The 13,002-nt window shown below is 68.8% G+C and carries 12 protein-coding genes; 6 read left to right on the forward strand and 6 right to left on the reverse strand.

Annotation, left to right across the window (positions count from 1 at the left end):
* Positions 1 to 123: 123 nt before the first annotated feature.
* Entirely contained in the window at positions 124 to 1,515 is a 1,392-nt protein-coding gene (locus DU484_RS02735) for an Nramp family divalent metal transporter (RefSeq protein ID WP_114605048.1), read from the reverse strand.
* 339 nt (positions 1,516 to 1,854) lie between these two features.
* Here DU484_RS02735 and DU484_RS02740 point away from each other — a divergent pair, with 339 nt between their 5' ends.
* Entirely contained in the window at positions 1,855 to 2,274 is a 420-nt protein-coding gene (locus DU484_RS02740) for a universal stress protein (RefSeq protein ID WP_114584663.1), read from the forward strand.
* 4 nt (positions 2,275 to 2,278) lie between these two features.
* Here DU484_RS02740 and DU484_RS02745 read toward each other — a convergent pair whose 3' ends face one another.
* Both DU484_RS02745 and DU484_RS02750 read right to left on the reverse strand, forming a co-directional pair.
* A complete protein-coding gene (locus DU484_RS02745; protein ID WP_222844873.1) occupies positions 2,279 to 3,475 on the reverse strand; it encodes an MFS transporter in 1,197 nt (398 codons plus the stop codon).
* Positions 3,476 to 3,591: 116 nt separating this feature from the next.
* The gene (locus tag DU484_RS02750) at positions 3,592 to 3,969 is read right to left on the reverse strand and encodes a hypothetical protein (RefSeq protein ID WP_114605049.1); all 378 of its coding nucleotides are present in this window, start codon (positions 3,967 to 3,969) and stop codon (positions 3,592 to 3,594) included.
* A gap of 111 nt (positions 3,970 to 4,080) precedes the next feature.
* Between DU484_RS02750 and DU484_RS02755 the strand changes: the two genes are divergently transcribed.
* The 3 genes from DU484_RS02755 to DU484_RS02765 are packed head-to-tail and all read left to right on the forward strand — an operon-like array spanning position 4,081 to position 8,170.
* On the forward strand, positions 4,081 to 4,749 hold the full coding sequence (locus DU484_RS02755) for an ABC transporter ATP-binding protein (protein ID WP_187347750.1): 669 nt from the start codon (positions 4,081 to 4,083) through the stop codon (positions 4,747 to 4,749).
* Positions 4,746 to 5,594: an ABC transporter permease gene (locus DU484_RS02760; RefSeq protein WP_222844874.1), complete on the forward strand. Its 849-nt coding sequence runs from the start codon at positions 4,746 to 4,748 to the stop codon at positions 5,592 to 5,594. Before DU484_RS02755 ends, DU484_RS02760 begins: the two co-directional genes overlap by 4 nt.
* Before the next feature lie 47 nt (positions 5,595 to 5,641).
* Positions 5,642 to 8,170 carry a GAF domain-containing protein gene (locus tag DU484_RS02765; protein WP_114605050.1) on the forward strand — a complete coding sequence of 843 codons (2,529 nt, stop codon included), beginning with the start codon at positions 5,642 to 5,644 and terminating at the stop codon, positions 8,168 to 8,170.
* Between the two features lie 80 nt (positions 8,171 to 8,250).
* Here DU484_RS02765 and DU484_RS02770 read toward each other — a convergent pair whose 3' ends face one another.
* Positions 8,251 to 8,724, reverse strand: a complete 474-nt coding sequence (locus tag DU484_RS02770; protein WP_114584667.1) for a redoxin domain-containing protein — start codon at positions 8,722 to 8,724, stop codon at positions 8,251 to 8,253.
* 86 nt (positions 8,725 to 8,810) lie between these two features.
* Here DU484_RS02770 and DU484_RS02775 point away from each other — a divergent pair, with 86 nt between their 5' ends.
* Positions 8,811 to 10,403 (forward strand): Na+/H+ antiporter NhaC family protein, encoded by a 1,593-nt coding sequence (locus DU484_RS02775; RefSeq protein WP_114605051.1) that lies wholly within the window; start codon positions 8,811 to 8,813, stop codon positions 10,401 to 10,403.
* Positions 10,404 to 10,412: 9 nt separating this feature from the next.
* Here DU484_RS02775 and DU484_RS02780 read toward each other — a convergent pair whose 3' ends face one another.
* Positions 10,413 to 10,916: a hypothetical protein gene (locus tag DU484_RS02780; protein ID WP_114587140.1), complete on the reverse strand. Its 504-nt coding sequence runs from the start codon at positions 10,914 to 10,916 to the stop codon at positions 10,413 to 10,415.
* A gap of 204 nt (positions 10,917 to 11,120) precedes the next feature.
* On the opposite strand from DU484_RS02780, the gene DU484_RS02785 reads away from it, so the two are divergent.
* A complete protein-coding gene (locus DU484_RS02785) occupies positions 11,121 to 12,095 on the forward strand; it encodes an endonuclease/exonuclease/phosphatase family protein (RefSeq protein ID WP_114606699.1) in 975 nt (324 codons plus the stop codon).
* Here DU484_RS02785 and DU484_RS02790 read toward each other — a convergent pair.
* Complete coding sequence (locus tag DU484_RS02790) at positions 12,082 to 13,002, reverse strand: DUF5995 family protein (protein ID WP_114584672.1); 921 nt, start codon at positions 13,000 to 13,002, stop codon at positions 12,082 to 12,084. The genes DU484_RS02785 and DU484_RS02790 overlap by 14 nt on opposite strands.

Here is a 13,002-nt window from a genome sequence, read left to right on the forward strand (position 1 = left end):
TCGGCAGCTACGGGGGCGACGAGCAAATATCCGGCGTTCCAACGGCGAGCGGCGTCGCCACTGGCGAGGTAGTGCGATCGAAGAAGGAACGCGGACGGGGCGATCCCGTCGGATGGTGGCCGATTACAGCAGCCCCACGATCGTCTCGATCGAGCCACGTGCCTCCCAGAGACCGGACACGATCATGACGACGCCCGCGAAGACGGCGAGGGCGACGGCCCACTTGCGGACCGGCGAGAGCGAGTCGATGTCGATGTCGAAGGACATGTACATCACCGAGAGGTACATGAGTCCGATCGCGGGGGCAAAGAGCGCGCCGGAGAGCGCAAAGAGGATCAGCGGCGCCTCGATGAAGAGGTTGAGCGAGAGCGGAATCGCCGCGAACAGGACGATGGTCGCCCGGAACGTCGTGTCCCGGGTGATGTTGTAGTTGTCGAAGACGCCGTGGAGCGCGAAGGCGTCCTCCCAGAGGCGGGACATCCCGTACAGCGGGCCGATCAGCGTCGAGAACAGCGCGGCGACGGTAGTCAGCAGGAACAGGATGGCGGACCACTCGCCGAACTGCGTCGTGAAGATGGCGGCCATCTCGGGGATGACGGTGAAGCCGCTCGGCTGGATGCCCTGCACGTGCAGGGTCGCGGCGGCGGCCGTCCACATGAAAAAGGAGAAGACGGCCAGGATGACAGAGGAGAGGAGGTTCTGCCAGAGGACGATGTCGCCCCAGCCCTTGAGGCGGGACACCTCCTCGTCCGTGAGGTCGTACTTGTCGATTTCGACGCCGTCGTCGAGCGGTTCGAACATCCCCATGACCTTGTCCTTCGCGAACCAGACGTAGGAGACGGTCGGACCGAAGCCGGCACCGATCCAGCCGAACATGGTCAGGATGAAGGCCATGCCACCGACGCCGAGGCCGTCGACGCGGCCGGGCATGGACGGGACGAGGCCGGACGCGAGGTTCGGCGCCCAGACGCCGGCGGTCTGGAGCGAGACGAACGCGATCAGGATGAGGAAGATCCACAGCAGCGACGTGGCGAGCTTCTCGATCAGGCCGTACGAGCGGACGCCGACGACGAGGAGGCCGGCGGCGACGGTGATGAGCATCCAGCCGGTCGTGCCGATGGCCGGAAGCAGTGAGTTGAACGCGCCGGCAGTCTCGCCGAGGTGGCCCGAGAGGCCGATGGCGTAGATGAGGCCGCCGAGGAACACGTAGTAGAAGATCCACTTCAGCGCCCAACTGCGTTCGTAGAGCGCGTCGAGGAACGTATCGCCGGTCATGACGCCGTAGCGAACGAGGTAGTACTGGCCGAAGATCTTCGTGAACGTGATCAGCGGGATGAGCCAGATGCCCTCCATGCCGAGGTACGCGCCGCCGAGCGGGACGCTCAGCACCTCACCGCCGCCGATCTGGGAGGCGGTGAACACCCACGCCGGCCCCATGTAACTGAGGAACTCCTTGATCGACGACGGCGGCTCGGAGATCCGATGCTCCGTCGCGTCGGCCGTGCCGGTGCTCACGTCGGGTCACCACCCGTCCGTGTGAAACCTGGCTGCAGCTGAGCGATACGTCCGGGGGTGCCGAGAGAGCTCGGCGTGGAGATGAGTCGTGATGGTCTCTGCCGCATGTCCAACCCGACGAAAGATAGTGAACGTGGTATAAATGCGGAAAGGTGCACTTTTTGCATGATTTATCATGAAGTCCATATTCCTTAAGGTCATTTAATACGATCCCGACGCGGCGAATCGCCCGACTGCAGTACGATATCCCGTCTACGTGGGGCGGGCGAGACCGACTGCGGATAGTAACGAATGACGCGGTCGAAAGTGCTTTAATTATCGTTAGGAATTACTGTTCGCATGGTGATACTGACAGCCATTGACAGGGACCCCGGCTGTAAAGGGGTCGTCGAGACGGCGTACGAACTCGCGACGAGCATGGACATGGAGCTGGTGATCCTCCACGTCGTGCCCGAAGACGGGAACGAGGAGAAGGCACGGGAACAGGTCGAGGACATCGTCACGTCGGTGATCGGAACCCTCGAGGGCGTGGACCTCCGGATCATGCCGGAGCAGACGCGCCGTGACCTGCCCACCGGTCGGACGGCGAATCACATCCTGCAGGTGGCCGAGGATATCGACCCGGACTACATCGTCATCGGCTCGCGCAAGCGGACGGGGCTGGGCAAGATCCTGCTCGGGAGCGTCTCGAAGCTCATTCTCGCCAACGCGGACGTGCCCGTGGTGACGGTCGAACAGAAGCGGAAGGCGGAAGCGTAGTACGCTACCGCGTCCGGAGGAGGTAGCCGCCGCCGGCGACGACGGCCACGACGCCGGCGACGACGAGGAGCGTCCGGTAGCCGGCGACGGTGCTTTCGAACGCGATATCGGCGGTGGCGGTGAAGGCGACCGGGCCGACCGTCTGGCCGAGGCGGAGGACGCTGGTCCGAAGCCCCATCACGCCCGCCCGGAGGTCGTCGTCGACGAGCGTGACGACGGTCGTATCGATGGCGGGCATCACGACGCCGAAGCCGACGCCGAACACGAGAAGCGCGGCGGCGACGGCGCGGGGCGAGCCAGCGAGTCGGACGCCGAACAGCCCGAGACCGTAGGCGACGAAGCCGACGGCGACGAGGCGTGGCGCCGCCAGCCGGTCGGAGAGACGGCCGTACTGCGAGGAGACGACGGCGCTCGCGACGGCGACGGCCGAGAGCGTCGCCCCGATCCGACCGGTGCCGAGGGCGTAGGCGTCACGCAGGAGCAAGGGGAGGGCGGTGAGGACGGCGCCGTAGAAGATGAGGAAGGCGGCAAAGAGCGCGACGAAGACCCCGAGCGCCTGCGGCAGGGTAGCCACGGCCCGGAGGCGGCCGAGATACGTCCGCACGTCGGTCGAGCGCTCGGCGTCGGGTTCCTCGAGGGCGACGACGGCGACGACGGCGACGACGGCACCGACGCCGAAGAAGAGAAACGGCGCCGACCAGCGAATCCCGGCGAGTGCGCCGCCCAGAAGCGGGTAGAACGCCGCGCCGGTGCCGATGGTGCTCCCGTTGACCCCCATCACCGCGTCGCGTCGCGGCCCCTCGTAGACGTCGCCGATGAGCGTCACCGCGAGCGTGATGAGCGCGCTCGCGCCGACGCCCTGGAGAAAGCGGAGGGCGATCACCTCGGCGAACGTGCGGGCGAAGGCGACGCCCGCGCCGGCGACGGCAAAGAGGACGAGGAGGGGGACGACGACCCGCCGACGCCCGAACCGGTCGGCGACGAGGCCCACGAAGGGCGTGACGACGACGCCGGGGAGGGTGTAGGCGGTGATCACCAGCCCCACCTGTGCGTCGGTGACGCCGAAGACGGGCCGCAGGTCGGGGAGGACGGGGCTGACCAGCGAGACGCCCATCACGCCCATCAGCGAACACGAGAGGATGACGTAGAGCGTCGAGGAGCGCCAGGGGACGACCGCCAACCCGCCGTCGAGGTCCGACACGGTGTCGACGTGGGACCCGCGGCTTGTTAGAGTAGCGTTCGTGAGTCATCGGACACCGTCGTGCGATCCGGTGTGCGGACAGTCCGACAGCGGAGCGCTTCCCGCTCGGAAGGGTATCAGAACTGCTCCGCGGTGTCGATGCCGACGACGACACCCGCCTCGTCGGAGGTGAAGCGGTCGTCGGCGCCGACGGCCGTCGCGAAGAGGAGCCGCGCCTGTTCGGTGTGGGCGAGACGGAGGGCCGCGGCCGTCGACTCGTCGAAGTCGAAGTCGTCGAGCAGGGCCGCCCACTCGTCGCGGCCGACCCGATACGCACGCGTGCCGTCGACGGTGACGTGCTCCGCCCGCCGTTCGAGTTCGCCGTGACGCCCGATCAACTCCGCGTTGAGCGCGAGGAGCGCGTCGGCGATGGCCGACGGCGTGGGGTCGACCCCCTGGGCCACGCGCTCGACGACCGCTCCGGTGATCGGTGCCTCGCCGGTGTCGACTGTCATATGACAACTATTCACAAGAATGGACCTTCGGTCTTTCGGGGCCGAACGTTCATGCGCGCCGGGGTGCAAGGGCTCGATACGGGCGCGAATCGACCGCACGCCCGGGGACTCATGACGCATCTGCGTGCCGACGGACTGAGTTACGAAGTCGACGGCGAGCGCATCCTCGACGGGGTGAGCCTCGACGTGGCGAGCGGGGAGACCGTCGCCATCGTCGGACCGTCGGGTGCCGGCAAGTCGTCGCTGCTCCGACTGTGCAACCGCCTCGACGAGCCGACCGAGGGGACGGTCTACCTCGACGGCACCGACTACCGGACGCTCCCGCCCGAACGGCTCCGCAAGCGGGTCGGGCTGGTGCCCCAGAACCCCGCGCTCCGTGACGGTACCGTCCGCGACAACGTCACCATCGGCCCGCGGCTGCGGGGGGAGTCGGTGAGCGAAGAACGACTCGCCGCGGTCCTCGACGCCGTGGGGCTCGCGGGCTACGCCGACCGGGACGCGGGCGACCTCTCGGGTGGTGAGGCCCAGCGAGTCGCCATCGCCCGGACGGTGATCAACGATCCGGAGGTACTCCTGCTCGACGAACCGACGGCGAGCCTCGACAGCGCGGCGGAGGCGGAGGTCGAACGCCTGCTGGCCGACCTCCTCGCGTCCGGCGAGCGGACCGTCGTCCTCGTCACCCACGACGAGCGACAGGCCGAGCGGCTGGCCGACCGGGTGGCACGGATGGCCGACGGGCGGATCGTCGCCGTGGGGACGCCGCGGGAGGTGATCACGTGAGCGTGAGCGCCCTCCCCGAGGGGCTGACCGATCCCGTCGTGATCGAGGGGCTGTTTCAGGTCGCGGCGGCGGCGGCCATCGCGGCCGTCGTCATCGGCATCTCGTCGATCCGCGATCTGGGACTGGAGCGGGAACTCGGCGGGTCGTTCGTCCGCGGGTTCGTCCAGGTGCTGGCGATGGGCGCCCTGATCGGCGTCCTCTTTACCATCCCGCTTTCCTTCTCCGGCCTCCTGCTCGCGGCGATGGTCGTCTACGCGGCGTGGGAGTCGCGCAAGCGGGGCGACGGCGTCCCCCGGGCCTTCCGCATCTCCGTCGTCTCGCTGGCCGTCGGCTCGGCCGTCGTCATCGTCACCATGGTCGCCGCGGGCGCCATCGAGCGGACCGTCCGCAACCTCGTCCCCGTCGGTGGGATGATCATCGCGAACGCGATGAAGACGAACTCGCTCACCCTCGACCGGTTCCAGGGGGAGATCGAGTCGAACCGGGACGAGATCGAAGCCGTCCTCGCGCTCGGCGTCCCCCCCGAACGCGCCATCTCGGCGTTCGTCACCGAGTCCGTCCGGGCGTCGCTCATCCCCGTCGTCGACGCCATGCGGACGCTCGGGCTGGTCTACATTCCCGGCATGATGGCGGGGATGATCCTCGGCGGCGCAAACCCCATCTACGCCGCCGAGTACCAGTTCGTCATCATGGGGATGATCTTCGCGGCCGGCGGGCTGACGAGCATGACGGCCAGCCTCCTGCTGGGCCGCGCGGCGTTCACCGACGCGGCACAGCTCCGCCGGTTCGAATCGACCGACCAGACGCTGCTCGCGTCGCTCCGAGCGGTGCTCGGCCGCCGATGACCGTGGGGGATTACTTATCCGTTCACTCCGCGAGGGCGTAGGTGGAGATGGGACCCGGAACCGACCCGATCCGCGTACTTCACGTCGACGACGACCCCGCCTTCCTCGACGTGGCGGCGACGTTACTCGAACGCAAGGACGACCGGATCGAGGTGGCCACGGCCACGAGCGCGGACGAGGGGCTGGAACGCCTCGACGATGCCGACGTCGACTGCATCGTCTCCGATTACGACATGCCCGGACTGAACGGTATCGACTTCCTCGAACGCGTCCGCGCGTCGGGGGATGGCCGTCCGTTCGTCCTCTTCACCGGGAAGGGTAGCGAGGAGGTGGCGAGCGAGGCCATCTCGGCCGGCGTGACCGACTACCTCCAGAAGGCTCCGGGGAGCGAACAGTACGAGATTCTGCTCAACCGGATCGTCAACGCCGTCGAGGCGGCGCGAATCCGTGCCCGAGCGACCAGACAGGAGCGGATCAACACGCTGATCAGGGAGAGCAACCGCCGGCTGGTCGCCGCCGACACCGTCGAAGACATCGAGGGCGCCGTCTGTCGGACGCTCACCAACGCCACCCCCTTCCGGTTCGCGTGGATCGGCGAACCCGAAGCGAACGGCGAAATCGTCCCCCGGACCTCGGCGGGCGACGCCGACGACTACCTCGACGAGGTGACGATCTACCACGACGACCGGCCGCGCGGGCAGGGGCCGGGCGGCCGCGCCATCCGGACGGACGAACTCCAGGTCGCCCAGAACATTCCGGACGACCCCTCGTTCGCACCGTGGCACGACGTGGCCGAACGGTACGGCTACGAGTCGGTAACGGTCGTGCCGCTGTCGTACGGTGGCGGCCGGACGGGCATCCTGGCCATCTACGCCGACAGCCCACACGCCTTCGACGAGGTGGAGCTGAGCGTCCTCGAGGAACTCGGCGAGACGATCGGTCGGGCGCTCGAAGCGGCCGAGACCAGACGCCGACTCGAATCGCGGCGAGCGGCCGAACGGACCCGGAAGGAAGGCCACTACCGGACGCTCGTTGACGCCCTCCCCAACGGCGCAATCGCCCTCTTCGACACCGACCTCCGATACACCGTCGTCGGGGGCGCCGTCTTCGATGACCTGGACCTCTCGCCCGAGGACATGGAGGGAGAGGCGCTGACGGCCGTCCACTCGACGGCGTTTTGCGAGGCCTACCTCCAGCATTACCGGGCAGTCCTCGACGGCGCGGAGCGAACCTTCGAGTTCGAGTACGCGGACCGCACCTTCGAGGCCCACGTCGCGCCCGTGCGGGACGAGACGGGCGCCGTCGACGGCGGCATCGCGATGACACAGGACGTGACCGACCGGGTGCGGCGCCAGCGGGAACTGAGACGGCGGGAGCGCGTCCTCCGCGAGACGTACGAGGTGATCGCCGACCCGTCGCTGTCGGTCGAGGAGGGGGTTCGGCGGCTCCTGGCGATCGGCGCCGACGTCCTCGACGTTCGGTACGGCATCCTCTCCCGCGTCGACGGGGACGAGTACGCCTTCGAGGTGGTCCACGCGCCCGACGAGGACGGCAAAGCGGTCGGGGACGGCGGGCCGGCCGAGGGCGACACCGTCGCGCTGACCGCGACGAACTGCGAGCGCGTCGTCCGGAGCGGGGAGACGGTCGCCGTCGCGGACGTGAGCGACGACCCGGACTGCGACGCCCGGACGCCCGCCGCCGAGTCCGACCTCGCGTGTTACGTCGGCGCCCCCGTCGTGATCGACGGCGAGACGGACGGGACGTTCTGTTTCTACGATACGGACCCCCACGACGGGGCGTTCTCGGAGTGGGAGCTGACGCTCGTCGACCTGCTCTCGCGGTGGGTGGGCGTCGCACTCGACCGCCACGAGACCAACGCCCGCCTCCGCACGCAGAACGAACGGGTCCGGGAATTCACGAGCATCGTCTCTCACGACCTGCGCAATCCGCTCACCGTGCTCGGTGGCGCGCTCGAACTCGCCGAGGCGACTGGGGAGACCGAACAGTTCGACCGCTGCCGACGCGCGCTGGACCGGATGGGGTCGCTCGTCGACGACCTCACGACGCTCACGCGGGAGGGGGCGGTCGTCACGGACGCCGAACCGGTGGCGCTGGGGTGGGCGGCGCGGGCGTGCTGGGAGACGGTGGAAACTGGGACGGCCGAACTCCGTCTCGACGGCGACGCCCCGATTCTGGCTGACGAGGCGCGGCTGCGACAGCTACTGGAGAATCTGTTTCGGAATTCGGTCGAGCATGGCTCCACGGACAACCGGCGCGGAGACGCCGGTGATTCGGTCGAGCACGGCTCGACCGACGACGACGGACTGACGGTGCGCATCGGCGTCCTCGACGACGGGTTCTACGTCGAAGACGACGGGGTCGGGATCCCCGAGGACGAGCGTGCTCGGGTGTTCGAGCGCGGCTACTCGACGACGGCGACCGGAACCGGGCTCGGACTATCTATCGTCGAGAAGATGGCCGCCGCCCACGGCTGGACCGTCGCCGTGAGCGAGAGCGGCGCGGGCGGCGCCCGGATCGACGTGCGGGGCGTCGAGATGGACGACGGGCGCGAGTGATACTGTCGGCTGTAAGTCAATCGAGACGTTCGCCACCCGGGGTGGCGAACGTTTTGAAACAGTTCCAGCCGACAGTATGCCTATGCCGACCGGGCGGCGTCGAGGACGGCCTCGTAGTCGGGTTCGTTCGTCGGGTCGTCGGCCACCCAGGTGTACGTGACGGTGCCCTCGTCGTCGAGGACGAAGACGGCGCGGTTGGCGATCCCGTAGAGGCCGAGGTCGGGGATGTCCATCGTCAGCCCGTAGGCCTCGATGGTGTCGCCGTCCATGTCGCTCACGAGGTCGAACTCCAGGCCGTGTTCCTCGCGGAACGCGCCCTGTGAGAACGGCGAGTCGGCGCTGATACCCAACACCGTCGCTCCGGCGTCGTGGAAGTCGTCGAGGTGATCCTGCAGCCCGAGCATCTCGTTCCGACAGGGCGGGGTGAAGGCGCCGGGGAAGAAGGCGAGGACGACGGGACCGTCGCCGAGGTGGTCGTCGAGGTCGAACGATTCGTGTTCGGCCGTGCCACGCGTCGCGGTAAAGATCGGGGCGGTGTCGCCGGTGGATACCATACGGGATGGAAGGGCCGCGGACAAAATAAAACCCGTCACGAACGGGTGGCACGAGCTTTTACTACCGATGGGGAGTAGGGGGGCGCATGGCCGAGTTCGGCTCACTCTCGCTCGTTCCCCCGTTGCTCGCCATCGGGTTAGCTATCGTGACGCGAAAGGCGGTGTTGTCGCTCTTCCTCGGCGTGTGGGCGGGGGGAGTCATCTTCACGGGCGGGTTCGGGCTGGGGCAGACGTTCGAGTGGATCGCCGCCGCCATCGGCGACAGCACGTTCCACGCCCAGATCATCATCTTCACGCTGTTGCTCGGGTCGGCGGTCGCGATGATCTGGCGCCTCGGCGGCTCCCACGCGGTGCGGGACTGGGCCATCGAGCGCCTCGACACGCGGCGCAAGGTCGGCGTCGCGACGTGGCTGCTCGGCCTCCTCCTCTTTTTCGACGACTACGCCAACACGGCCGTCGTCGGGAGCACGATGCGCGACGTCTCCGATCACCTGCGGATCTCGCGGGAGAAGCTGGCGTATCTCGTCGACTCGACGGCCGCCCCGGTGGCGACGCTCGCCGTCTCCTCGTGGGTCGCCTTTCAGCTGTCGATGATCGAGTCGGGCTACGAGGCGGCCGACATCGCCGCCAGCGAGGTGCCGAACGCCTTCGCGGTGTTTCTCGAATCGATCCCGTACAACGCCTACGCCATCCTCGCCATCGCGATGGTGGGTATCGTCGTCCTGAGCGGCCGGGACTACGGCGAGATGCTCGCCGCCGAACATCGGGCCGCCGAGACGGGGCGGGTCACCCGCGAGGACGCCCGGCCGATGCAGGACGTGGCGGCCGAACTCGGCGAACCGAGCGTCGAGAACCCGCGGCTGCTCGCTTTCTTCCTCCCCATCGGCGTGCTGGTCGTCGCGACGCTCGGGACGGCGCTCTGGACGGGGTACGCGCCGGGCGCCTCGCTGTACGACACGGTGATCGACGCCGACTACGCGGTGGCGCTCATCTTCGGCTCCTTCGCGATGGTGGTCTCGACGTACGTCCTCGGCTACACCACCGGCCGGCTGACCCTCGGCGAGAGCGTCGACACGACCATCGACGGGTTCGGGATCATGCTGACCGCGGTGACGATTCTCGTCCTCGCGTGGTCCATCGGCAACGTCGTCGAGGCGCTCGGGACCGGCGAGTACGTCGGCGGCGTCGCCGGACAGGTGCTCGATCCGGCGCTGTTGCCCGTCGTCGTGCTCGGTACCGCCGCGTTCGTCGCGTTCTCGACCGGGAGTTCGTGGGGGACGATGGCGATCGTGACCCCCATCGCCGTCCCGGTCGCCTGGGAGCTGACCGGTGATCACACCATGGTCGCGGCGCTGGTCGGCAGCGTCTTCTCCGGCGCCATCTTCGGGGATCACGCCTCGCCCATCTCCGATACGACCGTCCTCTCCGCGACCTTTACCGGTGCGGACCTGGTCGATCACGTCCGCACCCAACTGTACTACGCCGTCACCGTCGGAGTCGTCGCCGCCGCCCTGCTCGTCGTGTGGGGATACACCCGCATCACGCCGTGGCTCCTGTTGTCGGTCGGCGTCGTCGCACTCGTCGGGCTAGTGTACGGCCTCTCGGCGCTCGACGGCCGCCGGCGCGGTGTCGACCCGGCCGTGTCGGACGACGCGGACGCGGCGGTGGCCGACGACTGATCGAGGCCGTTACGCGCGCCCGTTGAGCGGGCAGATGAAGAAGTCCGGCGGGCCGAAGCCGGGCCGCCCCAGCGTCACCTCGACGTAGTCCGCGTCGAGCACGTCGTCGACGTTCGTCAGCGGGGCGTCCTCGTTGAACGCGTCGAGGTCAGTCACTTCCGCCGAGAAGTGCGTCCACTTGCCGCCGTTCCAGTCGCGGTCCCCGGGCGCCGATTCGGAGACGAAGGGCGACGCCTGGTCGTCGCTCGCGTCCGGATTGTCGACGATTGGCCCGCTGCCGTCGTGGAGGAAGTAGATTTTGTCCTCCGGATCGGGCCGGTCGTCGAGGATTTTCACGACGTGTGTCCGCCAGAGCACGTCGTTCGCGTAGACGCGCCCGAACGTCTTGCCGTTCCCGCGCTCGTCGCCCTTCCCCGGGTTCGCCGCCGCCGAGGTGGTGAGGGCGACGCCGCCCACACCGAGGGCGGCGCCGTAGCGAAGCAGCCGTCGTCGCGTCGGTCGATGTCCTGTCATAGCGATCGGGAGGCGTCTCGCCTCCACCGGTATCGGCGGCGGGCGAGGGCATGAATATTTTTCAAACTATCAACATAATTCGAACCAGATCGGTCTAGAGTGTCGCTAGAGAACGTCCCGTGCCAACGAGGCACACGTATATGTCGCTGCGCGATCATTCGACGGTATGAATCGGTGTCATCCCGTCTCGCCGGAGGCGTGAGCGTGCCCCACGTTACCGACGCACCGCCGGAGGCGGTCGCGCGCGACCTGCGCGGCCTCCGGGACGCGCTCGACGAGTGCCTGCCGGCACGGACCATCGACCGCAACCTGCTGATCGGCACCTGGAACGTCCGGCACTTCGGCGGCCTCACCGAGCAGTGGCGGGCGGGCGACGACGACAGCCCGAAACGCGACCTGCATTCGATCCGGGTCATCGCGGAGATCATCCGCCGGTTCGACGTGGTGGCGGTCCAGGAGATACGGGGCGACCTGAAGGCGCTCCGACACACGATGAAGGCACTCGGGCCGGACTGGGGGTTCGTCCTCACGGACGTGACCCGCGGCGACCCCGGGAACGACGAGCGCCTGGGCTTTATTTTCGACCGGCGGACGACCCGGATCAGCGGGCTGGCCGGCGAACTGGTCGTTCCGGCCGACGAGTTCGACCGCATCGACCCCGACGCCCTCGACCGGCAGTTCGCGCGGACGCCCTACGCCGTCGCCTTCGAGTCCGGCGGCGAGACGTTCGTGCTCGTGACCCTCCACGTCCTCTGGGGGGATCGACCGGACGAACGCACGCCCGAACTCCGCGCCATCGCCGAGTGGCTGGACGAGTGGGCGCGGGACGTGAACGCGTGGGATCACAACCTGATCGCCCTCGGCGACTTCAACATCGACCGCCGGGGCGACGAGCGCTACGACGCCTTCGTCTCGACGGGACTCGAGGTGCCCGCGGACCTCCACGCGGTGCCGCGGACCATCTTCGCCGACCCGGGCGACCCCGGCGAACATTTCTACGATCAGATCGCGTGGTTCACCGGCGACGCCGGCCAACCCGCCCTCTCCCTCGACTACGTCCGCGGCGGATCGTTCGACTTCGTGGACGTCGCGCTCCCGCGACGGGACCTGACGCGCGCGTCGCTCTCGTGGCGAATCTCGGATCACTACCCGCTGTGGGCGGAGTTCAGCCGCCGATAGCCCCGTCGAGGCGGGCGCCGAGGGCGGCGAGGGTGTCGTCGAGCGACCGGCCCGCCTCGATCCGTCGGAGCGCCCCCAGCACCCCCGGATCGACCGGCGGCGAGCGGACGAAGGTCGCGCCGCCGGTCGCCGTCGTCCGGAGGAGCCAGCGGACGGCCCGGCGCACGGGACTCCACTGGACGTCCGTCAGGGCGGTCGCGACCCGCCACGCCCACGCCCGCCCTTCGGTCATCGAGAACAGCGAGAGCGCCTCGTCGAACCGACCGAGCGTCGCGTCGATGTCGTCGATTCCCGGGGCGTACAGCTCCGCGAGGGCGACCTGCTGGGCGTCGATCAGGCCGGCCAACACGCCGTTGATCGCGCGGTGGTCGGCGCGTTTCCGCCGGCGAGCGGGGTCGATCCCCACGTCCCGCAGGGTCAGGGCGAGGTCGTAGTTGATGTGGGCGTTGATGCCGAGGAAGGCGTCCTGTGCGACGAGGGCCGACCCCTCGACGGCGGTGGCGAAGGCGACGATCCACGGATCGGGGACGGCGTCGAGGGCGCCGCGCTCGAAGTCGCGGAAGGCCCGGCGGTAGTAGTCCGCGAAGGCGACGGTGTAGCGGCGCATCCAGTCGGGATCGTGGAACTGGCCGGCAGCGATGGCGTCGCGGACCGCCGCGGTCATGCGGGTGTATATCGTGAGGAAGACGGCGCGGCGGTCGCCGGCGGCCCGGAGGCGACGTTCGAGGGCACGCAGCCGGTCGAGAACGCCGTCGACGGTGTCGAACGGCTCCTCGACCGCCGCGAGAAGCGACGGGTCGGGGTCGTGGGGCGGAGCGGTCGCGGCCGGATCGGCCCGGAGGGCGAGGCCGGCGGCTCGGAGGCGACGGGCGTCGAGCAACCGGGGAAGGGTGGCGTAGCCGCCCAT

It is taken from the genome of Haloplanus rubicundus, assembly GCF_003342675.1.
GTDB classification, from domain to species: Archaea; Halobacteriota; Halobacteria; order Halobacteriales; family Haloferacaceae; genus Haloplanus; species Haloplanus rubicundus.